We start from the raw sequence: 23,864 nt of genomic DNA on the forward strand, positions 1-23,864 counted from the left end.
GAGCCACATCCGCCTCACGCGTCCCTCCACGGGTCCCGAAGCACCCCAGGTGGCCGAGACCCGCCGTCAGGCGCCCGCGCCGAGTTCGCGGACCGCCGCCGCGAACGCGTCACCGCGCTGGTTGTAGTTGGTGAACATGTCCATGGAGGCGCAGGCGGGGGCCAGCAGCACCGTGTCGCCGGGCTGCGCGAGCCTCTTCGCCTCCGTCACCGCCTGGAGCATCGCCCCAGTGTCGGCCCGTTCGAGGTCGACGACGGGTACTTGCGGGGCGTGTCGCGCGAGGGCCTCGCGGATCAGGGCGCGATCGGCGCCGATCAGCACGGCACCGCGAAGCCGCTTTGCCGACTTGGCGACCAGCTCGTCGAAGGTCGCGCCCTTCGCCAGACCGCCCGCAATCCATACGATCGGTTCATATGCCGCCAACGAGGCTTCCGCGGCATGGGTGTTGGTCGCCTTGGAGTCGTCCACGTACGCCACCCCGTCGATGTCGGCGACGTGCGCGATGCGGTGGGCGTCCGGCCTGAAGGCCCTGAGGCCGTCGCGTACGGCCCTGGCGGGCACCCCGAAGGCGCGCGCGAGGCCCGCGGCGGCAAGGGCGTTGGCGATGTTGTGCGGGGCCGGCGGGTTGACGTCGGAGACCTCGGCCAGCTCCTGCGCGTTCTTGTGGCGGTTCTCCACGAAGGCGCGGTCGATCAGGATGCCGTCCACGACGCCGAGTTGGGAGGGACCCGGGGTGCCGAGGGTGAAGCCGATGGCGCGGCATCCCTCCTCCACGTCCGCCTCGCGCACCAGGTCCTCGGTGAGCTTGTCGGCCACGTTGTAGACGCAGGCGACCCGATTGCCCTCGTAGATGCGGCCCTTGTCGGCGGCGTAGGCCTCCATGGAGCCGTGCCAGTCGAGGTGGTCCGGGGCGAGGTTCAGGACGACCGCGGAGTGGGCGCGCAGGGAGGGCGCCCAGTGGAGCTGGTAGCTGGAGAGTTCGACGGCCAGGACGTCGTACGACTCCTCGCCGAGGACCGCGTCCAGCAGGGAGACGCCGATGTTGCCGACGGCGGCCGTGCGCAGGCCCGCGGCCTTCAGGATCGACGCCAGCATCTGGACGGTGGTGGTCTTGCCGTTGGTGCCGGTCACGGCCAGCCAGGGGGCCGCGTCGGGGCCCCGCAGGCGCCAGGCCAGCTCCACGTCGCCCCAGACGGGCACGCCCGCCTGCTCGGCCGCGAGGAACAGCGGCTTGTCCGGCTTCCAGCCGGGCGCGGTGACGATCAGCTCGGTGCCCTCGGGCAGGGTCGCCCCGTCGCCGAGGCGCACGGTGATGCCGAGCGCCTCCAGCTCCGCGGCCTGCTCACGCGCGCGTGCGTCGTCGCCGTCGTTGACGACGGTGACGATCGCCCCGCGCGCGTGCAGCACTTTCGCCGCCGGGACGCCGGAGACGCCGAGCCCGGCGACGGTGATGTGCTTGCCCTGGAAGCCAGAAGGCTCAGAAGGCACCGAGGAGGTCACTTGTCCGCTGCCCATCCCGCATAGAAGAGGCCAAGTCCGACAATCACACAGATTCCCTGGATGATCCAGAAGCGGACCACCACCAGGACTTCGGACCAGCCCTTGAGTTCGAAGTGGTGCTGGAGTGGCGCCATCCGGAAGACGCGCTTGCCGGTGAGCCGGAAGGAGCCGACCTGGATGACGACCGACATGGTGATGAGGACGAACAGGCCGCCCATGATGGCCACCAGCAGCTCCGTGCGGGAGAGGATGGCCAGGCCCGTCAGGACACCGCCGAGGGCGAGCGAACCGGTGTCGCCCATGAAGATCTTCGCCGGCGAGGTGTTCCACCACAGGAAGCCCAGGCAGGCGCCCATCAGGGCGGAGGCGACCACGGCCAGGTCCAGCGGGTCGCGCACCTCGTAGCAGGCGGCCGGGTTGGTCAGGGTGCCCGCGTTGGCGCAGGACTCCTGGAACTGCCAGACGCCGATGAACGTGTAGGCGCCGAAGACGAGGACGGAGGCGCCGGTGGCGAGGCCGTCCAGACCGTCGGTGAGGTTCACGCCGTTCGACATCGCCAGGATCATGAACAGCGCCCAGACGACGAACAGCACCGGGCCGATGGACCAGCCGAAGTCCGTGATGAACGACAGCTTGGTGGAGGCCGGGGTGTTGCCCCGGGCATCGGCGAACATCAGCGACAGCACCGCGAAGCCGATGCCGACGATCAGCTGGCCGGCCATCTTCGCCTTGGCCCGCAGGCCCAGCGAACGCCGCTTGACGATCTTGATGTAGTCGTCCAGGAAGCCGACCAGGCCCATGCCGAACATCAGGCCGAGCACCAGCAGGCCGGAGTAGGTGGGCGGGTAGCCGGTGATGAGCTTGCTCAGGAAGTACGCGGCGATCGTCGCCAGGATGAAGGCGATACCACCCATGGTGGGCGTACCGCGTTTGCTGGCGTGCTCACGCGGGCCGTCGTCACGGATGTACTGGCCGTAGCCCTTGCGGGCCAGCAGCTTGATCAGCAGCGGGGTCCCGATCAGAGTCAGGAAGAGGCCGATGACTCCCGAGAACAGGATCTGCTTCATCATCGGGCGGCAACCTCACCCTCGGCACCGGTCTCGACGAGCGCCTGGGCGACGCTTTCGAGCCCCACCGAACGGGACGCCTTCACGAGTACGACGTCCCCCGGGCGCAACTCGCTGCGCAACAGGTCGACCGCCGCCTGTGCGTCGGACACGTGCACCGACTCCTCACCCCACGAACCCTCGTTATATGCGCCCAGTTGCAGCCAGGAGGCCTCAATCCCCCCGACCGCGACGAGCTTGCTGACGTTGAGCCGGACGGCGAGCCGTCCGACGGCGTCGTGCTCGGCGAGCGCCTCGCCCCCCAGCTCGGCCATCTTGCCGAGCACCGCCCACGTGCGGCGCCCCTTGCCCATGGCCGCGAGCGCCCTGAGGGCGGCCCGCATGGACTCGGGGTTGGCGTTGTAGGCGTCGTTGACGATGGTCACGCCGTCCGGGCGCTCGGTGACCTCCATCCGCCAGCGGGAGAGGGAGCCCGCCTCGGAGAGCGCGGTGGCGATCTCTTCCGCGGACAGGCCCAGCTCATGGGCGACGGCGGCCGCGGCGAGCGCGTTCGACACGTGGTGCTCACCGTACAGGCGCATGGTCACATCGCTTGCACCGGAGGGTGTGTGAAGTCTGAAGGCGGGCTGTCCGCTGTCCGTGAGTCGCACGTTCTCGGCGCGTACGTCCGCTTCGGCCGACTCTCCGAAAAGGACCACCTTCGCCTTGGTACGGGAGGCCATGGCACGTACCAACGGGTCGTCGGCGTTGAGGATCGCCGCGCCGTCCTCGGGCAGCGCCTCCACCAGCTCGCCCTTGGCCTGCGCGATCTGCTCGCGGCCGCCGAACTCTCCGATGTGGGCGGTGCCGACGTTGAGCACCAGGCCGATCCTCGGCGGGGTGAGGTCGGTGAGGTAGCGGATGTGGCCGACGCCGCGGGCGCCCATCTCCAGGACGAGGAACCTGGTGTCCTCGGTGGCGGACAGGGCGGTCAGCGGCAGTCCGATCTCGTTGTTGAGCGAGCCGGGCGTGAACACCGTCGGCGCCTTGCTCTGGAGCACCTGGGCGATGAGGTCCTTGGTGCTGGTCTTGCCGGCCGAGCCGGTCAGGGCGACGAGGGTCGCGCCGAGCCGGCGTACGACATGGCGGGCGAGGGCGCCGAGGGCGGCCTGGACGTCGTCCACGACGATCGCGGGCACGCCGACGGGACGCGACGCCAGTACGGCGACCGCGCCCGCCTCCACGACGGCCTGCGCGAAGTCGTGGCCGTCCACGCGCTCGCCGACGAACGCGGCGAACAGGGTGCCGGGCACCACCTCGCGGGAGTCCCGGACGACCGGTCCGGTGACCTGGACGGACGGATCCGGTATGTCGTGCGTCTGCCCGCCGACGACTGCTGCGATCTCGGCGAGGGAGAGGGCGATCACAAGTTCATCCCTGGGTCTTCTGGATAGCTTCGCGAAGCACCTGGCGGTCGTCGAAGGGACGGACCACACCGGCGATGTCCTGGCCCTGCTCGTGGCCCTTGCCCGCGACCAGCACGGTGTCGCCGGGCTGTGCGCGGCCCACGGCGGACTCGATCGCGGCGGCCCGGTCCTCGAACAGGAGCACCTCGCCGCGCTCGTGCGCGGGCACGGAGGCCGCGCCCTGGAGCATGGTCGCGAGGATCGCGAGCGGGTCCTCGGAGCGGGGGTTGTCGGAGGTCAGTACGGCCGTGTCGGCGAGCCGGGCCGCGGCGGCGCCCATCGGGGCACGCTTGGTCTGGTCGCGGTCGCCGCCGCAGCCGAGGACGATGTGCAGACGGCCCTTGGTGACCTTGCGCAGCGCCTTGAGCACCGACTCGACGGCGTCGGTCTTGTGCGCGTAGTCGACGACCGCGAGGTAGGGCTGCCCGGCGTCCACCCGCTCCAGGCGGCCGGGGACGCCCGGTACGGCGGCGATGCCGTCGGCGGCGGCCTGCGGGTCGAGGCCGGCCGTGGCGAGGGCGACGATGGCGGCGAGGGTGTTCGCCACGTTGAAGGGGCCCGGCAGCGGCGACTTGGCGTGGACGCGCTCGCCCTGGGGGCCGACGACGGTGAACGTCGAGTCCATGGGGCCGACCTGGACGTCCTGGGCGCGCCAGTCGGCATCGGGGTGGCCTTCGGCGGAGAAGGTGACGACCGGGACGGTCGCCTCCCTGGCGAGCCGACGGCCGTACTCGTCGTCCGCGTTGACCACACCGAGTTTGCTGCGTTTCGGCGTGAACAGCTGCGCCTTGGCCCGGAAGTAGTCCTCCATGTCGGAGTGGAACTCCATGTGCTCCGGGCTGAGGTTGTTGAACACGGCGATGTCGAAGACGCAGCCGTCGACCCGGCCGAGGACCAGGGCGTGGCTGGACACCTCCATGGCGACCGCCTCGACGCCGCGTTCACGCATGACGGCGAACAGGGCCTGCAGGTCGGTGGCTTCGGGGGTGGTCCGCTCGGACTTGATGCGCTCCTCGGCGATGCGCGTCTCGACGGTGCCGATGAGTCCCACCCGTCGCTCGCCGCCGCCCTCACCCGACGACGCTTCGCGTCGGCCCCCCTCGATCGAGTCGCGGGTGCTCTTCAGACCGCCCTCCACCAGGTAGGCGGTGGTGGTCTTGCCGGAGGTGCCGGTGATCCCGATCTGGAGCAGGTCGCGGCCGGGGTGGCCGTAGATCGTCGCCGCCAGTTCGCCCATCCGCCCGCGCGGGTCGTCCACGACCAGGACCGGCAGTCCGGTCGCCGCGGCGCGCTCGGCGCCCGTCGGGTCGGTCAGCACGGCGACCGCGCCGAGGCCCGCGGCCTGGGTGACGAAGTCGGCGCCGTGCAGGCGGGCGCCCGGGAGGGCGGCGTACAGGTCGCCGGGGCGGACGGCGCGCGAGTCATGGGTGATCCCCGTGACCTCGGCGGCACTGTCCGCAGCGGCGGCACCCAGCTGATCGGCCAGTTCCGCGAGGGGTGTGGCGGAGACCTGAACCGGTCGCGGCGGTCCCGGATATGTCACGGAAGCGCCCTTCTGGGTGGTTTGGGACTGATCAGCGTGTGGCACGGCGGTGAGCGTACCGGGCGCACCCGCCCCGGAGCGAAGTGAGGGCTCTGCGGCGCCTTGGTTCCCGGAATCGGGGGTGATCGTTCTCACGGGCTCGTTCCTGGTGGTCTTCCGGTGGTGCGGGGCGGGGCTGATCAGGGCTTGTAGTCGACGGGCAGGTTCGCCGGCTTCGCCCCGGTCGGCGGGACCTGGAGGGTCTTCAGGGCGAACTCCATCACCTGCTTGTAGATGGGTCCGCAGATCTGGCCGCCGAAGTAGCTGCCGGACGTGGCGTTCTGGATCGCGCAGTAGACGGTGATCCGCGGGTTGTCCGCGGGTGCGAATCCGGCGAACGACGAGGTGTAGCCGCGGTAGCGGCCGGTGGCCGGATCCACGCGGTTGGCCGTGCCGGTCTTGCCGGCGACCCGGTAGCCGGGGATGCGGGCCTTGACGCCGGTGCCCTGCTCGTCGTCCACGACGGACTCCAGCATCTGGGCGAGCGTCCTGGCCGTCTTCTCGCTGACCACGCGGGACTTCTTGGGCTGCGCGGCGGGGGTGAAGCGGCCGTCGGCGCCCTCGGTGCCGCGCACCAGGGTCGGCTCGACGCGGACACCGCCGTTGGCGATCGTCGAGTACACGGAGGCGGCCTGCATGGCACTCAGGGAGAAGCCCTGGCCGAAAGGAATCGTGTACTGCTGCGATGTCGACCACTTGCCGGCGGGCGCGAGGATGCCGCGGGTCTCGCCGGGGAAGCCGAGCCCGGTGGGGCTGCCGATGCCGAACTTGCGCAGGTACGAGTAGAGGACCTTGTTCGCCTCCGGCTGGGTCCTGCCGAGCTGGCCGGTGGCGAGGATGGTGCCGATGTTGCTGGACTTGGCGAGCACGCCGTTGAGCGTGAGGTACCAGGTGAGGTGGTCGATGTCGTCCTGGAAGAGGCGATCGCCGCGGTGCAGCCGGTTCGGTACGACGACGTGGGTGAGCGGGGTGGCCGCGTTCTGCTCCAGGACCGCCGCCATCGACATCACCTTGGCGGTGGAGCCGGGCTCGTAGGCGTCCTGGACCGCCGCGTTGCCCATGGCCGACCCGTCGGCCTTCGACAGGTCGTTCGGGTCGAAGCCGGGCGCGTTGGCCATGGCCAGGATCTCTCCGGTGCGGGTGTCCTGGACGATGACGTAGCCGCGGTCCGCCTTGGACTTCTCGACCTGCGCGGTGATGGCGTTCTGGGCGGCCCACTGGATGTCGCGGTCGATGGTGAGCTCGACGTCGCTGCCGGGCACGGCGGGCGTCTCCGTCGAGCCCGCGGTGGGCACCTCGCGGCCGCCGGACTGGGCGTAGCGGATCTTGCCGGGCTTGCCGGACAGCTGCTTGTTCAGCTCCTGCTCGATGCCTCCGCCGCCCCGGCCCTCGGCGTTGACCCAGCCCAGTATCCCGGCGGCGAGGTCGTGGTTGGGGTACACGCGCTGGCTGCTGGGGTCGGCGAAGACGCCGGCGAGCACGTTGGCCGAGTTGTTGTCGGTCTTGGCCTTCTTGGCGAGCGCGCTCTTCAGGTCCTTGATCTGCTTCCAGACCTGCGGGGTCTGCCGGGTGGCGAGCCGGGTGTAACGCGACAGCTTGTTCGCGGGCCTGAGCTTCTTGACGATCGTGGCCTGGTCCTGGCCGAGGATCGGCGCGAGCAGCGCGGCGGCCTGTTCGGGCCCGTCGTCGATCTTGAGTTGCTTGACGGTGAACATCGTCGGGTCGGCCGTGATGTCGTACGCGTCCTCGCTGATGGCGAGGGCCACGCCGTTGCGGTCGGTGATCTGGCCGCGTTCGGCGGCCAGGGCGTGCACGACGTACCGGTTCAGTTCGGCCTTGGCGGCGTACGCGCTGGCGTCGACGGCCTGGACCTGCAGCAGCCGCACCACGAAGGCGAGCAGCACCAGGGTGAGCGCGAGGCCGACCATGCGCAGCCGGGGGCGGGGGCTGCCGAGCCGGAGGGCGGGCGGGGGCATGGGCCGGGCCCCGCTCGGCCGACGGGCCGGACGGGCACCGGGCCCGGGCTGCCGCCGTACGGCGCCCCGCGGCCGGGGCGGCTTCGCGGGGCCGGGCACGCGGCGGCGCGGCGCTTCCCTGTCGGACACTTCCGTCACCTGCCGGGGGTCGGGGTGGGCGCGGACTGGGGGGTGGAGGGCGGCGGCACCGCCCCGTCCGGGGCGGCCGCCGGGGCCGGGGCCGAGGGGACGGGGATGGCGGGCGGCTGTGCCGGCGGGACCGAGGGGAACGACGGGGACGCGGTGGTCGAGGGCGACACGGAGGCGCCGGGGGCCGTAAGGACGGTCTCCGGGGCGACCGGCCGGGTGAAGGAGGCGGGCTCGGGGCTGGCCGCGTTCGGTACGCCCTTGACCCTGCCGTCGGAGCCGAGGAAGGCCGGGTCGCCGCCGGGGACCATGCCGAGTTCGCGGGCGCGGCGCTGGAGGGCGTCGGGGGACGAGTAGGCGTCGATGTCCCGCTGCAGGGCCTGTTCCTCGTCGGTGAGGCTCTTCGTCTGCTTCTGCAGGTCGTCGAGTTTGAACGAGCCTTCGCTGAGGGCGGAGTTGAGCACCAGCAGCCCGATGAGGCCGCCGCCGAGCAGCAGGACGACGAGGAGGACGAACGGGGTGCGGGCCGCGCGGGCGCGGCCGGCCGGGAAGAGCCGGGCGAGCCGGGCGGCCCTCCCCCTCAGTTCGGGTTTCCTACTCACTGGGCCTCCGGTGGCTCCGGCGCGCCGACGGGTGAGTCCGGAAACCCAACCGACCCGATTCGCTCACTCGGCGTCCTCCCTGATGCGCTCGGCGCCCCGCAGCCGGGCCGGGGCGGCCCTGCGGTTCTCGGCGACCTCTTCCTCGGTGGGAAGTTCGGCACCGCGCGTGAGCAGCTTGAGCCGCGGCTGGTAGCGCTCGGGCACGACCGGCAGCCCGGGCGGCGCGGTGGACGCGGCGCCGGCCGCGAACACCTGCTTCACCAGCCGGTCCTCCAGCGAGTGGTACGACAGCACGGCGATGCGTCCGCCGACGGCGAGCGCCTTCACCGCGGCCGGGATCGCCCGTTCCAGGACGGACAGCTCGCCGTTGACCTCGATGCGCAGCGCCTGGAAGGTGCGTTTGGCCGGATTGCCCCCGGTGCGCTTGGCGGCCTGTGGCAGCGCGTCCCGGATCAGCTCGACGAGCCGAGCGCTGTTGCTGAACGGCTCCTTCTCGCGTTCGCGGACGATCGCGGAGACGATCCGCTTGGCCTGCTTCTCCTCGCCGTACGCGCGCAGGATCCGCACCAGCTCGCCCGCCGGATAGGTGTTGAGGACCTCGGCGGCGCTGATGCCGGTCGTCTGGTCCATGCGCATGTCGAGGGGGGCGTCCTGGGCGTAGGCGAAGCCGCGGCCGGCCTCGTCCAGCTGCATGGAGGAGACGCCGAGGTCGAACAGGACGCCCTGCACGCGCGGGACACGCAGCCGGTGCAGTACGTCGGGCAGCTCGTCGTAGACGGCGTGCACCAGGGTCGCCCGCTCACCGAAGGGCGCGAGCCGCTCGCCGGACAGGCGCAGCGCTTCCTTGTCCCGGTCGAGGGCGACGAGCCGCGCCTCGGGGAACCGCGTCAGCAGGGCCTCGCTGTGGCCGCCGAGGCCGAGGGTGCAGTCGACGACCACCGCTCCCGGCCGCTCCAGGGCGGGCGCCAGCAGATCCAGGCACCGCTGGAGCATCACCGGGACGTGTCGACTCTGGCTCAAGGGGGCCTCTCAGTTCCGGCGGGCCGTACGCACCGCCGGGTCCCCGCCCGCTCCGTGAAGGGGAGGCCTGCCGGCGCCGGAAGCGTCAGCCGACCGGGAGCGGGAGGAGGCCGAGCCGTACGTACGCGCCGCGCACGTGGGGAGACGGTCCGGTTGCGGGCCGGGGTCTCCGGGGGTTTCACCAGCAGGGAGAGCCGCCCCTCCCGCTTCGCGTCACTTTAGTCCACCGTGTCTCGCGGTCAATCAACCGGCCTGCGCGTCGCGTACCGCGCCTCGGGCGGAGTGGCAATTCGAAAAGATTCACCCATCCGGCCTACGTTTGCCCTCCGTGTGGGTTAGCTCACAACAAGCCACGATGACGTTCTTTGTCCGCTCTCACAGCAGGCCGGGACCGGGGGTGACCAGTAACGTCATGGGTATGACGACTTCCGCAGCAGTTCCCACTGGATCCGAAGGCGCCATAACGAGCGGCACCGTGACGGACCGCCTCGTGGAGGCCAACGAGCACTACGCCGAGGCCTTCACCGACCCCGGAATGGACGCCCGTCCGGTCCTGCACGTGGCGGTGGTGGCGTGCATGGACGCCCGGCTCGACCTGCACGCCGCGCTCGGCCTGCAGCTCGGCGACTGCCACACGATCCGCAACGCGGGCGGCGTGGTCACCGACGACGTGATCCGCTCCCTGACCATCAGCCAGCGGGCGCTCGGCACCCGCAGCGTCGTCCTGATCCACCACACCGGATGCGGTCTGGAGTCCCTCACCGAGGACTTCCGGCACGAGCTGGAGATGGAGGTCGGCCAGCGCCCGGCGTGGGCGGTGGAGTCCTTCCGGGACGTCGACCAGGACGTGCGCCAGTCCATGCAGCGGGTGCGCACCTCGCCGTTCCTGCTGCACACCGACGACGTGCGCGGCTTCGTCTTCGACGTGCACACCGGTCTGCTGCGCGAGGTCGACCCGGCCTGACCGGGGCCGCCGGCCCACCCCGAACACCCCCGCGCTGCGAAAGCATTCCGCCGCACGGCATCGAAAACGGTGGTCGAAAAGGCCGTAAGACCGACATCGTGCGGGCAGTTGTCCACAGGCGAGTGACACGAATCGGTAACGGCAGCAAGAATGCGGGGTGTGGGCGTCGCGTGGAACCTTTTCCACGCGGTGTCCGTGTTTTCGGGGTGGGCCGGTTTCGCATCGCAGAGCGTCGGCCCGAGTAAGAACGGGCCGAGGAGGGCCGGGTGACGACCTATGACGATCGAGCGAGCCTCACTGATCTGACCGCCACTGTGGAGCGTGTCCGCAGTTCGGTGGAGGGTGTGATCGAGGGCAAGCCCGAGGTCGTACGGCTTTCGCTGACCGTACTGCTCGCCGAGGGACACCTGTTGATCGAGGATGTCCCCGGAGTGGGCAAGACAATGCTCGCCAAGGCACTGGCGCGGTCCATCGACTGCTCGGTGCGGCGCATCCAGTTCACGCCGGACCTGCTGCCCTCGGACATCACCGGTGTGTCCATCTGGGACCAGCAGCGACGGGACTTCGAGTTCAAGCCGGGCGCCATCTTCGCGCAGATCGTGATCGGCGACGAGATCAACCGTGCCTCGCCCAAGACCCAGTCCGCGCTGCTGGAGTCCATGGAGGAGCGGCAGGTCACCATCGACGGGCAGAGCTACGAACTGCCCAGCCCCTTCATGGTGGTGGCCACGCAGAACCCGGTGGAGATGGAGGGCACCTATCCGCTGCCCGAGGCGCAGCGCGACCGCTTCATGGCCCGGGTCTCCGTCGGCTACCCGAGCGTCGAGGCCGAGCTGCAGATGCTGGACGTGCACGGCGGGGTCTCCCCGCTGGAGGACCTGCAGCCGGTGGCGCACGCGCACGAGATCGTGAAGCTGATCGAGGCGGTGCGCGGGGTGCACGTCTCCGAGGCGGTGCGGCGGTACGCGGTGGAGCTGGTCGCGGCCACCCGCACGCACCCCGACCTCAGACTCGGCGCCTCCCCGCGCGCGACGCTGCATCTGCTGCGCGCGGCGAAGGCGTCCGCCGCCCTCAGCGGCCGGGAGTACGCGCTGCCGGACGACGTCCAGGCGCTCGCCGTCGCCGTCCTCGCCCACCGGCTGCTGCCCACCGCCCAGGCCCAGCTCAACCGCCGTACGGCCGAACAGGTGGTGCTGGAGATCCTGCAGCACACCCCGGTGCCCGCGGCGCCGCAGCAGCAGAGCGGATTCGGCGGTCTGGGCCGCGGTGTGCCGGCCTATCCGCAGCAGCCCCCGCGGAGTCTGTGATGAGCGCCGGGGGGGCAGGGCAGGCGGAGCCCGACCGCGGGGAGGCGGACGGGGTCCGCACGGCCCTGGCGGGGCTCACCACCCGCGGGCGTTCCTTCCTGGCCGCCGGGATCGCGGCCGCGATCTGCGCGTATGTGCTGGGCCAGATGGATCTGCTGCGGGTCGGCCTGCTGCTGGCCGTGCTGCCCCTGCTCTGCGCGACAGTGCTCTACCACACGCGCTACCGGGTGGCCGGCAGCCGCCGGCTCTCCCCCGCGCGTGTGCCCGCGGGCAGCGAGGCCCGGGTGCACCTGCGGGTGGACAACGTCTCCCGGCTGCCCACGGGCCTGCTGATGCTCCAGGACCGGGTGCCCTACGTGCTCGGGCCCCGGCCGCGCTTCGTGCTGGACCGGGTGGAGCCGGGCGGCCGCCGCGAGGTGTCCTACCGGGTTCGCTCGGACCTGCGCGGCCGCTACCCGCTGGGTCCGCTGCAGCTGCGGCTGACCGACCCGTTCGGTATGTGCGAACTCACCCGCGCCTTCTCGACGTTCGACACGCTGACCGTCATACCGCGCGTGGAGCCGCTGGCGCCGGTCCGGTTCAGCGGCGAGGCCAAGGGGTACGGCGACGGGCGGCAGCGCTCGCTGGCCCTCGCGGGCGAGGACGACGTGATCCCGCGCGGATACCGCTACGGCGACGACCTGCGCCGCGTGCACTGGCGCTCCACCGCGCGCTACGGCGAGCTGATGGTGCGCCGCGAGGAGCAGCCGCGCCGCTCGCGCTGCACGGTCCTGCTGGACACCCGGGGCATCGGCTACGAGGGCGCGGGCCCCGACTCGGCCTTCGAGTGGGCCGTCTCCGGCACCGCGTCGGTCCTGGTGCACATGCTCGAACGGGGCTTCACCGTGCGCCTGCTGACGGACAACGGCAGCTCGGTGCCCGGTGCGGGCGCCGACGGGTTCGCGGGGACAGGCCAGGATTCCGCGGACGCGGCCGGGCTGATGATGGACACCCTCGCGGTGATCGACCACTCCGACGGCACGGGCCTGTCCCGGGCCTACGACCTGCTGCGCGGCGGGAACGAGGGGCTGCTGATCGCCTTCCTGGGCGATCTCGACGAGGAGCAGGCCGCTGAGGTCGCGAAGATGCGCCAACGCAGCGGCGGTGCGGTCGCGTTCGTGCTGGACCCGGACACCTGGGTGCGGGAGACCACGGACGTGCCGGGCCCGCGCGACCGGCACACCGAGCGGCTGCGCATGCTGCGCGAGGCGGGCTGGACGGCGCTGAGCGTGCCGCGCGGCGCCTCGCTGAACGATCTGTGGCGGCAGGCGGACCAGGAACGCTCGGGCCTGACCGCGCTGAGCGGGGAGGCACTGTGATGAGCGGGCGGGCACGACTTGGCCTGTGTGCCGCCGCGGCGACGCTGATGGCCGCGTGCGCACTGCTGCCCCTGGTCGACCAGCCCACGTGGCTGTTCCAGACGGTGCTGCTGGTCGCCGTGCAGACCGGGGTGGGTGCGGCGGCGCGGCGGGTGCCGCTGGCGCGGTCACTGACCGTGGCGGCGCAGGTCCTGGCCACGCTGATGCTGCTGACCCTGGTCTTCGCCCGGCAGCAGGCGATGGCCGGGCTGGTCCCCGGTCCGGACGCCTTCCGGCACTTCGGCGACCTGCTCCAGCAGGGCTCCGACGACGTCAGCCGGTACGCGATACCGGCACCGCTGACCGACGGCATCAAGCTGATGCTGATCGGCGGTGTCCTGGTGATCGGCCTGCTGGTGGACACCCTCGCGGTGACCTTCCGCAGCGCGGCCCCGGCCGGACTGCCGCTGCTCGCGCTGTACTCGGTGGCCGCGGGGCTGTCCGGCGGCGGCACCGACTGGCTGTGGTTCCTGGTCGCGGCGGCCGGCTATCTGATGCTGCTGCTCGCCGAGGGCCGGGAGCGCCTGGCCCAGTGGGGCCGGGTCTTCGGCGGCGCGGCCCGCGCCCCGGGCGACCCGGAGACCGGCGCGGTGGCCCCGGTGCGCACCGGACGCCGGATCGGCGCGGTCGCCCTCGGTGTCGCCCTGGTGGTGCCGCTCGCCCTGCCCGCGATGCAGGGCGGCCTGCTGGACGGCGCCGGAGCGGGCGTCGGCCCGGGCAACGGAAACGGCGGCACGATCTCCGCGGTCAACCCCCTGGTGTCGCTGCGCGACAGCCTGAACGTGGAGAACGACCGCCAGGTGCTCTCCCTGAAGACCAGTGCCGGCGACCTCTCGGACATGTATCTGCGGATCGTCTCGCTGGACGACTTCGACGGCACCACCTGGAAGCCGTCCCAGCGGCACATCGTCGGCGTGCCCGAGGTTCTCCCCACGCCCATCGGCCTGGGCACGGACGTCAAGCGCACCACCGTGAAGACGACGATCTCCGCGGCGGACTGGTACGCGCAGGACTGGCTGCCGATGCCGTACCCGCCGAGCGGCGTACGGGTCAGCGGCAACTGGCGGTACGAGCCCGTCGGCATGACGCTCGTCGGTGACCACGGGCAGAACACCCGCGGCGAGACCTACCAGGTGAACAGCCTGGACGTGCAGCCGACCGCCGAGCAGCTGACCGCGGCTCCGCAGCCGCCGGCGGCGCTGAAGCGCGAGTACACCAAGGTGCCGTCCAGGCTGCCGAAGGTGGTGGCCAAGACGGCCAGGGAGATCACCGCGGGCTCGGCCAGCCACTACGCGGAGGCGGTCAAGCTCCAGGACTACTTCGCCGTGTCCGGCGGCTTCCAGTACGACACCCAGGTGGAGGTCGGCCGCGGTCCCGACGCGATCGCGGCGTTCCTGAAGAAGAAGCAGGGCTTCTGCGTCCACTTCTCCTTCGCGATGGCGGCGATGGCCCGCACGCTCGGCATCCCCGCCCGGGTCGCGGTGGGCTTCGCGCCCGGCACCCCGCAGGCGGACGGCTCGGTCTCGGTGAGCCTGAAGGACGCGCACGCCTGGCCCGAGCTGTACTTCGAGGGTGTGGGCTGGACCCGCTTCGAGCCGACCCCGACCCGGGGCACCGTGCCGTCGTACACCCAGTCGCACACGCCCGGCACCTCCGAGCCGGACGAGGCCCTGCCGTCCCACGGGGCGTCGAAGGCGCCCTCGGCGTCGGCCTCGCCGAGCGAGGGCTGCACGGCCCAGCTGCGCAAGCTCGAGGCGTGCGACAGCCCGTCCGCGGTGGTGGCGCAGCACAGTGGTGGCGGCGGTTCGTGGCACTGGCTGTGGTACGCGCTGATCGGGCTCGGCGGCCTGGCGGTGCTGGCGATCCCGCTGGCGCCGATGCTGTGGCGGGCGCGGGTGCGGGCCGTACGGCTCGGTGCGCACGCGCGGACCGAGGAGGGTGCGGCGGCACACACGCTGGCGGCCTGGCAGGAGCTGACCGACAGCGCCTGGGACGTGGGCATCCTGCCGGACGAGTCGCAGACGCCGCGCAAGGCAGCGGCCAGGATCGTGCGGCTGGGGCAGCTCGACCCGGCGGCCGGGGCCGCCGTGCACCGGGTGGCGGACGCGCTGGAGCAGGTGCTGTACGCGCCCCGGCCGCGCCCGGTGGCGGGCCTGGCCGAGGACGTGCGCCGGGTGATCGCCGGCCTGAACCGCGGTGTGAGCGGGCGGACGCGGATGCGGGCGCGGTTCGCGCCGCGGTCGGCCGCGCGGGTGCTGTGGGCGGTGTCGGCCCGGTGGGCGGCGCTCAGGGCGCGTGCGGTGGCGGCCCGGCCGACGCTGCGCAGGCCTTCGGGGCAGCAGGGCTGAGACCGGAGAACGCGTGAGGGGTGGCCACCGGCTGGTGGCCACCCCTCACGGATGTCTGCTGTTGTGTGCGCGAACCCGCGGTGTGCGTGAACCGGCGAGCGGCTAGTGGCCCTGCTGCTCGTCCCGGCGGCGCTGCCAGCGCTGCTCGATCCGGTCCATCATGGAACGCTTCTGCCGCACTTGTCGGCGCGGGGCGCCCGCGGGCTGCTCGCCCGGCTTGGGTGTCTTCCGCCAGCCTGTGACGGCGAGTACGGCACAGCCCAGCATGACGAGGAAGCCCACCACGCTGACCCAGATCTGCTGTGCGACCATTCCGGCCATGAGGAGCGCGATACCCACGAGGAAGCCCGCGACCGCCTGGTAGACCCGCCGCCGGGTGTACGTCCGCAGCCCACTTCCCTCAAGCGCCGACGCGAACTTGGGATCTTCGGCGTACAGCGCTCGCTCCATCTGCTCGAGCATGCGCTGCTCGTGCTCCGAGAGCGGCACGGAGTCCTCCTCATCGTGCGGTCGCCGGGGCGACCCGGGGGGTCCCTTCAGGATAGGCAGGGAATCGCCCCCGTGAAACCCGCCCCTCTACGCCAATAGGCCAACCGGAATCCGCCATGGCCGTCCCGGCTCGCTGAGGCTTCCATTCCCCGGCGGCCGATCCGTCATGCCGGACGGTGTACCTCGATCATACGGCGCAAACCGCTCGATCGGGGGTCTTGTGGCGTACTCCATCTGCCGCCAAGTCCCTGATCAGCGCCGGGTCCCGGAAGGCCGCTCAGGCCTCCGCGGCCCCTCGCGTCTCGCCGAGCACATGGAGCTGGGTGGCGACGGAGTGGAAGGCGGGCAGCTCGGCCGCCGCGGCCTCCAGCTTGAGCAGGGCGTCGAGGGCGCCGGGCTCGGTGTCCACGAGGACGCCGGGCACCAGGTCGGCGAAGACCCGCACGCCGTGCACCGCGCCGATCCGCAGGCCCGCGCCCTCCACCAGCGCGGTGAGCTGCTCCGCGGTGAAGCGGCGCGGCATCGGGTCGCCGGCGCCCCAGCGGCCCTCCGGGTCCTGCAGAGCCTGCTTGGCCTCCTTGAAGTGACCGGCGAGGGCCCGGGCGAGGACGGCACCGCCGAGGCCGGCGGCGAGCACGCTGAGGACGCCCTCGGGGCGCAGCGCGGCGACCGCGTTGCGGACGCCCTCGGCGGGGTCGTCGACGTACTCCAGGACTCCGTGGCACAGCACGGCGTCGTAGCCCCCGCGCTCGACCACCTCGAACAGACCGTGGGCATCGCCCTGGACGCCCTTGACCCGGTCGGCCACGCCGGCCTCGGCGGCACGGCGCTCCAGCGCGAACAGCGCGTTCGGGCTGGGGTCGACGACGGTGACACGGTGGCCGAGGTGGGCGAGGGGCACGGCGAAGTTGCCGCTGCCGCCTCCGGTGTCGAGCACGTCCAGCGACTCCCGCCCCGTGGCCTTGACCCGGCGGTCGAGGGCGTCCTGCAGGACCTCCCAGACCACGGCGGTACGGAGGGAGGTGCGGGGTCGAGGGGAGTCGGAGCGCTGCGACGTCGTTTGAGGGTGATGGTGGGAGACGGGCGGGCGCATCGGGTCCGACACGGCAGTTGACTCCTCGGCAGGGCGGACGGCTTCAGGCGAACTCCACCCTATTGCCTCCGGCGCCGTACCTGGTCACCGCCGAGGTGTACTGCCGTGTCCGTCCCGCCAGGCGGACCGTCGGCGGTCAGCCCGCGTCCGGGAGGCCGCCGTGCGGGCCCGGGCCGCCTCGCTCGTCGGTGTCCTGGCGGGGCTGGGGCAGGACGGGCTGGAGCACCAGCATCCGCTCGACGATGCGGAGGAACATCGCCACGTCGCGTATCAGGTCGTCGGCGTCCCGCTGTCCGGCCGCTCCCTGGATGCCCGCCTCGGCGCGGGCGCGGCGGGTGGCACCGGAGGCGAAGAGCGCGCTCCACTCGGTCAGTTCGGGGGCGATCTCGGGGAGCACCTCCCAGGCGCTGCGGATGCGGGTCCGGCGGCGCGGGGAGGTCTCGGGGCGGCCCCGGGCGGCGAGCACGGCGGCGGCGGTGCGCAGGGCGGCGAGGTGGGCGGTCGCATAGCGCTCGTTGGGGGTTTCCAGGACGGCGGCCTCTTCGAGGCCGGCCCGGGCCAGCGTCAGCAGGTCGAGGGCGGCGGGCGGGGCCGTGGCCCGGCGGAGCACGGGGTGCACATCGCTCGCCGGTCCGGTCAGTGAGGGGGCAGGGCCGGTGGCGCGGCGCCGGTGGGCGGCGGCTGCGGACGAGTTGGCCATGACGAACCTCCTGTCGTCTGGGTGACGGCACGGGTGCCGTATGTGCCCATCGTGAGGTATGGCACTGACAATCCGTTCTGACCTGGGCCTTTGCTTCGATCGCAGGTTCGGGCGTATTTTTGCACTGACCAGTCAGTTCAAAAGTATGCAAGCAGGCAGGGGGGCTCGTGGACGGCGTGGACGTCACAGCCGAGGACCTAGGGCTCAAGGGGCCACGGGGGTGGGCCTTCCGGGGCGTCACCTTCGACGCGAAGCCCGGCTCGCTGATCGCGATAGAGGGACCGTCCGGCTCCGGCCGTACGTGCCTGCTGCTCGCGCTCACGGGACGGATGAAGCCCACCGCGGGCGCGGCCACCGTGGGCGGGTTCCGGATCCCCCGGCACATGGCGGCCGTGCGCCGCGTCGCCGGCGTGGCCAACGTGGCCGGTGTCACCGACCTGGAACCGGCCCTGACCGTCGGGGAGCATCTGCGGGAACGGGCGCTGCTGCAGCACAGGTTCGGCGACTCACCGCGCGAACTGCTGCGCCGCCGGGCGGACCGCGCCCGCGAGACAGGGCAGCGCGTCGACGCGGCCCTGGCCGCCGCCGGACTCGACCTCGAGGCGCTCCCCAAGGGCTCCCGCACGGCCGTACGCGATCTGGAGCGGCTGGAGGAGCTGCGCCTGTCCATCGCGCTGGCCCTGCTCGGCCGGCCCGGGCTGCTCGGTGTGGACGACATCGAGACGAAGCTCTCGGACACCGAGCGTGCCGAGATCTGGGACCTGCTGCGGTCCCTCGCGCGCGCGGGCACGACGGTCGTGGCGGTGTGCCGCACCGCCCCCGAGGACTGCGTCACCGTCGCCACCGGCCGTGGCGAGGACACGGGCGACCGAGGCGAAGCGAAGAACAGCGAAGCAAAGAACGAAGACAAGAGCGACAGGACCGAGAAGACCGACACGAAGGAGGAGGCCGATGCGCTCGCCGAGGCTGGCCGCGCTTGAGCTGAGGCGCTTCGGGCGCGGGAAGCTGCCGCGCGCCGCCCTGGTCGCGCTGCTCGTGCTGCCCCTGCTCTACGGCGCCCTGTACCTGTGGTCGTTCTGGGACCCGTACGGCCGTCTGGACCGCATCCCGGTGGCCCTGGTGAACGACGACAAGGGCGCCACGGCGGGCGGGAAGAAGATCACGGCCGGCGACGACATCGTGGCCGGGCTGCGCGACAGCAAGACCTTCGCGTGGCACGAGGTGAGCGACGCCGAGGCCCGCGAGGGCGTCGAGGACGGCACCTACTACCTGTCGCTGACGTTGCCCGCCGACTTCAGCGACCGGATCGCCTCCAGCTCGGGCGGCTCCCCGGAGACGGGCGCGCTCCGGGTGCGCACGAACGACGCGAACAACTACATCGTCGGCCAGATCTCCCGGACGGTCTTCAACGAGGTCCGCAGGGCCGCGTCCACCAAGGCGTCCCGGACCTTCCTGGACAAGATCTTCATCTCCTTCTCCGGCATCCACGACAAGACCGTGACGGCGGCCGAGGGCGCCGACCGGCTCAAGGGCGGCCTCGGGAAGGCGGAGAAGGGCTCCAAGGACCTCGCGGACGGTCTGCAGGACGCCAAGAGCGGCAGCGGCAAGCTCTCCAAGGGCCTGACGAAGCTCACCCAGGGCTCGAGCGACCTGGAGGACGGCTCGCAGCGGGTCGCGGACGGCACCCAGACCCTCGCCGACAACGTCAACGGCGTCTACCGCAAGGCCGGCCCGTTCCTGAAGGACAACGAGAAGACCATCGGGGACACCGCTCAGCTGGTCGCCGACTCGGCCGAGGCGGTCCGCCACAACCTCGACGACCTGGTGAAGCTCGCGCCGGGCGCCGCACGGGCGGCCCACGCGTCCGCGGCCGTCCTGGACGAGGTCTACCAGGCGCGCTGCGTGACCGCGGCGATCCCCGACCCCATCTGCCCTGATCTGAAGAAGGCCAGGCAGGCGGCCGCTGACGTGGCCACCGTCGCCGACGACCTCAACACCCTGATCGCCGACCAGGACGGCGACCTGAAAACGCTGCGGAACAACCTCACCAAGCTCCAGACGCAGGCCCAGGCCCTCGCCGAGCGCGCGCCGCACCTCTACGAGGACGTCGACGACGCCGTCAGGAAGATCAACAAGCTGAACGACGGCGCGGCCGAGGTCGCCGCGGGCGCGAAGAAGCTCCATGCCGGACTGGGCACCGCCGGGACGGGCGCGGCGAAGCTCGACCAGGGCATCGGGACGGCCGAGTCGGGCGCCCAGACCCTGAGCGGCGGCATGTACAAGCTGGTCGACGGCTCCGGAAAGCTCGCCGGCGGTCTGCACGACGGCGCGAAGAAGATCCCCGACTACGACAAGCAGGACCGCGACCAGCGCACCGGCGTGATGGCCGACCCGGTCCAGCTCGCCACCCACGACCTGCACAAGGCGCCCAACTACGGCACCGGCTTCGCTCCTTACTTCATCCCGCTGTCCCTTTGGGTGGGCGCGATGGTGGCGTACATGCTGATCCCGCCGCTCAACCGGCGTGCCCTGGCGGCCGGTTCGCCGGGCTGGCGGATCGCGCTGGCCGGGTGGCTGCCGGTGGCCGCGGTGGGCGTGCTGCAGACGGTGGCCCTGATGTCCGTGCTGCACTGGGCGATCGGCCTGCAGATGGCGCGCGCGGCCGGCACGGTCGGCTTCCTGTTCCTGGTGGCGGCGTGCTTCGCCGCGATCGTGCAGTGGCTCAACGCCCGCTTCGGCGCGGCCGGCCGGATCCTCGTCCTGGCCCTGCTGATGCTCCAGCTGACCTCGGCGGGCGGCACCTACCCGGTGCAGACCAGCCCGGGCTTCTTCAACGCCCTGCACCCGTTCCTGCCGATGAGCTACATCGTGGCGGCCCTGCGCCGGCTGATCACGGGCGGCGGGCTGGGCCCGGTGTGGACGGCGTGCGGGGTGCTGACCGCGTTCACGGCGGGCGCCCTGGCCCTGACCGCGCTCGCGGCCCGGCGCCGCCAGGTCTGGACGCTGGACCGGCTGCACCCGGAGCTGAGCCTGTGATCTCCAAGTCGCCCCCGCACCCGCGCGTACCTGTGACAATCAGGGCCATGGAAAGCAGCAGCGCCACGTCCGGCGGCAGCACGCGCCGCGAGGCAACCCGGCAGAAGCTCTACGAGGCGGCCGTCACACTCATCGCCGAGCAGGGCTTCTCCGCCACCACGGTGGACGAGATCGCCGAGCGGGCCGGAGTCGCGAAGGGCACGGTCTACTACAACTTCGCGAGCAAGTCGGTCCTCTTCGAGGAGTTGCTGCGGCACGGCGTGGGCCTCCTCACCGCCTCCCTGCGGGAGGCGGCCGAGCGGACCGCGGCCGAGGGCGGCAGCAAGGTGGACGCGCTGGACGCGATGGTCCGCGCGGGACTGGTCTTCATCGACCGCTACCCGGCCTTCACCCAGCTCTACGTGGCCGAGCTGTGGCGCACCAACCGTGCCTGGCAGTCCACCTTGATGGTGGTGCGCCAGGAGGCCGTCGCCGTCGTCGAGGGGGTGCTGCGCGAGGGCGTGGCGGCCGGCGAGTTCAGCGACGAGATCGACGTCCAGCTGACGGCGGCCGCGCTGGTCGGCATGGTCCTGGTGGCCGCCCTGGACTGGAAGTCCTTCCAGCCGGAGCGCTCCCTGGACGACGTCCACGCGGCCCTGTCCCGGCTGCTCCAGGGGCGCGTGAGCGGGAAGGGCTGAGCACACCGGGAGTACGCGGAAGGCGCCGGTCCGCTTGCCGGACCGGCGCCTTCCCACTCCCCCGTACTTCCCGTACTCCCCCGTACGGTTTCCCCCGTTGATCCCCCGTGGTGGTCTGCCCCGGGCCCCCGTGCCTCGCTTCCGCCGACGGATCGGCGGAAGGAGCGGCCAGGGCGCGGGCGCCGCTCCGCCGCCCCGTGTCGGCGGTGCCGGTCCGCGCCCCCTTGCCGTGCCTCCACTCTCCCGTTCACGCAGGTCGCGGCCCATCCGCGCGCGTACTCATCTCGGCGCCTAGGTACGGATACTCAGGCATGTGTGCACGGGCCCACGACGCGGGCCCGCCACCTGGCTACGATCGCCTCCGTGTCCGTACTCCCCTTGGTCTTCACCAGCGGCTGGGCCAGCGGCGTCAACGCCTACGCGGTGGTGCTGCTGCTCGGCCTCTTCGGCGTGACGGGCGTGAGCGACGACGTCCCTCAGGCGTTGCAGCGCCCCGAGGTGCTGATCGTGGCCGGCGTGCTGTTCCTGTGCGAGGCGGTCGCCGACAAGATCCCGTACGTCGACTCGGCGTGGGACTCCGTGCACACGGTCGTCCGGCCGCTCGCGGGCGCCTGGGTCGGGGCGCTGCTCGCCGGGCACAGCGGCTCGCTGCCGGACGTGGCGGCCGGGCTGGTGGGCGGTTCGACCGCGCTGGCCAGCCACTCCGTGAAGGCCGGGACACGGATGGCGGTCAACGCCTCGCCGGAGCCGTTCAGCAACTTCGTGCTGAGTCTCGCCGAGGACCTCGGGGTGGCCGGCCTCGTCTCGTTCGCGCTGTTCCATCCGCAGGCCGCGGCGGTCGTGGCGGCGGTGCTGCTCGTCTCCGGGCTCGTGGTGCTGGTGTTCCTGATCTCGCGGATCCGGCGCTTCCTGCGGCGCCGGGCCCAGCGGCGGGAGGAGCGGCGGCCGGCCCAGCAGGTGCCCGGACCGCCCGGCTGACCGCCCGCGGGCCGCGTTGTCGGTGGCGGTCGATAAAGTCGCAGGCATGGCACGGATTGCGGTGATCGGCGCCGGGATGGGCGCGATGGCGGCCGCTGCCCGGCTGGCCGTCGCGGGCCACCGGGTGGCGGTGTACGAACGTACGGAGACGTACGGCGGTGCGGTGCGCCGCTTCGAGCGGGACGGGTTCGCCTTCGACACCGGCCCCGGGCTGCTGACGCTGCCCGCCGTGTACCGCGATCTGTTCGTCAAGACCGGCAAGGAGCCACTGGAGGACGTCGTCGAGCTGGTCCAGGTCGACCCGGCCGCGCGGCACGTCTTCGCGGACGGCACCGAGGTGTCCCTGCCGAACGCCTCGCGCGCGGGTGTCGTCGCGGCCCTGGACGAGGCGCTGGGCGCGGGGGCCGGGCAGCGCTGGGGCGACTTCCTGGTGCGGGCCCGCGAGGCCTGGGACCGCACGCGCCGGCCGCTGCTGGAGGAGCCTCTGTGGCCCAACTGGCAGGTGCTGGATGAGAAGGAGCCGTATCCGGGTGTTCCGCACAAGCGGTTCTGGCGTACTCGGCGCGCGCTCAAACTGCGTGAGATCGGTGCCTGGGAGCTGCGTGACCCGCGCCTGGCGGCGCTGCTCGAGGGCTACGCGCTCGTGCACGGCGTCGATCCCGGGATCGTCCCGGCGAGCGCGGCCGTGCTGCCCTACATGGAGCACGCCTTCGGCACCTGGTACGTACGCGGCGGCATCCGGGAGTTGGCGCGCGCGGTGTACGAGCGGTGTCTGAAGCGGCGGGTCGAGTTCTCCTTCGGTGCCGAGGTCACCCGGGTCCTGGAGAAGGAGGGCCGGGCGGCCGGCGTGGAGCTGGCGGACGGAACGGTGGCCGAGGCGGACTTCGTCGTCGGCACGGGACCCTGGCGGCTGCGTGGCATGGTCCCCGGCAGGGACCTGTACGGCGCGCAGGACGTGCCCCCGGAACGCGAGGACCGCTATCCGGGCCGGATGGTGGTGTGCCTGGCGCTGCACGGCGCACGCGAGCCCGGCGCCGTGCACCGCACGGTGGTGCACGCGGCAGACGGCGAGGGTGATCTGGACCTGTTCCGGCACGGGGAGCTGCCCGACCTTCCGACGGTCGTCGTGGACCGGCCGGACGACCCGGCCCTGCGCCCGGACGACGGGCACGAGTCCGTGGTGCTGACGGCGACAGTGCCGTCGGCGACAGAGTACGACTGGGCCGCGCCGGGGGCCGCCGACGCCTTCGCCGACCGGATGGCCGCCGCCGCCGAGCGTGCCGTGCCGGGGCTGCGCGAGCGGGTGCTGTGGCGCGAGGTCCGCACGCCCCTGGACACCGAACGGGAGACGGGCGCCACGGGCGGTGCGGTTCCGCCACCGGCGCTGGCCGCACCGGAAGGGGTGCTGCACCCGGCCAACACCACGGCTGTACCAGGCCTGTTCACCGCCGGAGGCTGGTCGCACCCCGGCGGCGGCCTCCCCCACGCCGGCATGTCGGGCGCGCTGGTGGCCGGGCTGATCGTGGAGGGGCCGGAGTTCCGCGGCTCGCGGTGAAC

General features: G+C 72.2%; 19 protein-coding genes. 9 read left to right on the plus strand and 10 right to left on the minus strand.

The annotated features are described in order from the left end of the window. Positions 1-66: 66 nt before the first annotated feature. From murD to rsmH, 7 genes are all read right to left on the minus strand, one after another. On the minus strand, positions 67-1,515 hold the full coding sequence (murD, locus tag ACWC5O_RS14910; RefSeq protein ID WP_450587234.1) for a UDP-N-acetylmuramoyl-L-alanine--D-glutamate ligase: 1,449 nt from the start codon (positions 1,513-1,515) through the stop codon (positions 67-69). Continuing rightward, a complete protein-coding gene (gene mraY, locus ACWC5O_RS14915) occupies positions 1,497-2,570 on the minus strand; it encodes a phospho-N-acetylmuramoyl-pentapeptide-transferase (protein WP_393466407.1) in 1,074 nt (357 codons plus the stop codon). Before mraY ends, murD begins: the two co-directional genes overlap by 19 nt. Beyond that, the gene (locus ACWC5O_RS14920; RefSeq protein ID WP_450587232.1) at positions 2,567-3,973 is read right to left on the minus strand and encodes a UDP-N-acetylmuramoyl-tripeptide--D-alanyl-D-alanine ligase; all 1,407 of its coding nucleotides are present in this window, start codon (positions 3,971-3,973) and stop codon (positions 2,567-2,569) included. Before ACWC5O_RS14920 ends, mraY begins: the two co-directional genes overlap by 4 nt. Before the next feature lie 4 nt (positions 3,974-3,977). Next, on the minus strand, positions 3,978-5,690 hold the full coding sequence (locus ACWC5O_RS14925; protein ID WP_450587230.1) for a UDP-N-acetylmuramoyl-L-alanyl-D-glutamate--2,6-diaminopimelate ligase: 1,713 nt from the start codon (positions 5,688-5,690) through the stop codon (positions 3,978-3,980). 44 nt (positions 5,691-5,734) lie between these two features. Continuing rightward, positions 5,735-7,699: a penicillin-binding transpeptidase domain-containing protein gene (locus tag ACWC5O_RS14930; RefSeq protein ID WP_450587229.1), complete on the minus strand. Its 1,965-nt coding sequence runs from the start codon at positions 7,697-7,699 to the stop codon at positions 5,735-5,737. A gap of 5 nt (positions 7,700-7,704) precedes the next feature. Next, a complete protein-coding gene (locus tag ACWC5O_RS14935; protein WP_450587228.1) occupies positions 7,705-8,298 on the minus strand; it encodes an FtsB family cell division protein in 594 nt (197 codons plus the stop codon). Between the two features lie 63 nt (positions 8,299-8,361). Next, positions 8,362-9,318 carry a 16S rRNA (cytosine(1402)-N(4))-methyltransferase RsmH gene (gene rsmH / locus ACWC5O_RS14940; RefSeq protein ID WP_450587226.1) on the minus strand — a complete coding sequence of 319 codons (957 nt, stop codon included), beginning with the start codon at positions 9,316-9,318 and terminating at the stop codon, positions 8,362-8,364. Between the two features lie 355 nt (positions 9,319-9,673). Between rsmH and ACWC5O_RS14945 the strand changes: the two genes are divergently transcribed. The 4 genes from ACWC5O_RS14945 to ACWC5O_RS14960 all read left to right on the plus strand — a co-directional run bounded on the left by ACWC5O_RS14945 (position 9,674) and on the right by ACWC5O_RS14960 (position 15,334). Further along, entirely contained in the window at positions 9,674-10,282 is a 609-nt protein-coding gene (locus tag ACWC5O_RS14945; RefSeq protein WP_450587224.1) for a beta-class carbonic anhydrase, read from the plus strand. Between the two features lie 266 nt (positions 10,283-10,548). Continuing rightward, a complete protein-coding gene (locus tag ACWC5O_RS14950; protein WP_386574287.1) occupies positions 10,549-11,589 on the plus strand; it encodes an AAA family ATPase in 1,041 nt (346 codons plus the stop codon). Continuing rightward, a complete protein-coding gene (locus ACWC5O_RS14955) occupies positions 11,589-12,947 on the plus strand; it encodes a DUF58 domain-containing protein (RefSeq protein WP_450587222.1) in 1,359 nt (452 codons plus the stop codon). Before ACWC5O_RS14950 ends, ACWC5O_RS14955 begins: the two co-directional genes overlap by 1 nt. Continuing rightward, complete coding sequence (locus tag ACWC5O_RS14960) at positions 12,947-15,334, plus strand: transglutaminase TgpA family protein (protein ID WP_450587221.1); 2,388 nt, start codon at positions 12,947-12,949, stop codon at positions 15,332-15,334. Before ACWC5O_RS14955 ends, ACWC5O_RS14960 begins: the two co-directional genes overlap by 1 nt. Before the next feature lie 102 nt (positions 15,335-15,436). Here the strand turns inward: ACWC5O_RS14960 and ACWC5O_RS14965 are convergent, their stop codons facing one another. The 3 genes from ACWC5O_RS14965 to ACWC5O_RS14975 all read right to left on the minus strand — a co-directional run bounded on the left by ACWC5O_RS14965 (position 15,437) and on the right by ACWC5O_RS14975 (position 17,616). Further along, positions 15,437-15,823: a DUF3040 domain-containing protein gene (locus tag ACWC5O_RS14965; RefSeq protein ID WP_450587220.1), complete on the minus strand. Its 387-nt coding sequence runs from the start codon at positions 15,821-15,823 to the stop codon at positions 15,437-15,439. A 277-nt stretch (positions 15,824-16,100) separates the two neighbouring features. After that, positions 16,101-16,928: a methyltransferase gene (locus ACWC5O_RS14970; protein WP_450587218.1), complete on the minus strand. Its 828-nt coding sequence runs from the start codon at positions 16,926-16,928 to the stop codon at positions 16,101-16,103. Between the two features lie 124 nt (positions 16,929-17,052). Next, a complete protein-coding gene (locus ACWC5O_RS14975; RefSeq protein ID WP_450587217.1) occupies positions 17,053-17,616 on the minus strand; it encodes an SAV_6107 family HEPN domain-containing protein in 564 nt (187 codons plus the stop codon). A gap of 167 nt (positions 17,617-17,783) precedes the next feature. Between ACWC5O_RS14975 and ACWC5O_RS14980 the strand changes: the two genes are divergently transcribed. The 5 genes from ACWC5O_RS14980 (at position 17,784) to ACWC5O_RS15000 (ending at position 23,862) form a co-directional block, all read left to right on the plus strand. After that, positions 17,784-18,596 (plus strand): ATP-binding cassette domain-containing protein, encoded by an 813-nt coding sequence (locus ACWC5O_RS14980; RefSeq protein ID WP_450587215.1) that lies wholly within the window; start codon positions 17,784-17,786, stop codon positions 18,594-18,596. Further along, positions 18,568-20,652, plus strand: a complete 2,085-nt coding sequence (locus tag ACWC5O_RS14985; protein ID WP_450587214.1) for a YhgE/Pip family protein — start codon at positions 18,568-18,570, stop codon at positions 20,650-20,652. The genes ACWC5O_RS14980 and ACWC5O_RS14985 overlap by 29 nt, the downstream gene beginning before the upstream one ends. Positions 20,653-20,699: 47 nt before the next feature. Beyond that, the gene (locus ACWC5O_RS14990; RefSeq protein WP_403954841.1) at positions 20,700-21,329 is read left to right on the plus strand and encodes a TetR/AcrR family transcriptional regulator; all 630 of its coding nucleotides are present in this window, start codon (positions 20,700-20,702) and stop codon (positions 21,327-21,329) included. A 363-nt stretch (positions 21,330-21,692) separates the two neighbouring features. Beyond that, positions 21,693-22,307: a DUF4126 domain-containing protein gene (locus tag ACWC5O_RS14995; protein WP_450587212.1), complete on the plus strand. Its 615-nt coding sequence runs from the start codon at positions 21,693-21,695 to the stop codon at positions 22,305-22,307. 46 nt (positions 22,308-22,353) lie between these two features. Continuing rightward, on the plus strand, positions 22,354-23,862 hold the full coding sequence (locus ACWC5O_RS15000) for a phytoene desaturase family protein (RefSeq protein ID WP_450587211.1): 1,509 nt from the start codon (positions 22,354-22,356) through the stop codon (positions 23,860-23,862). Positions 23,863-23,864: the final 2 nt, after the last annotated feature.

It is taken from the genome of Streptomyces sp. NPDC001450, from assembly GCF_053597295.1.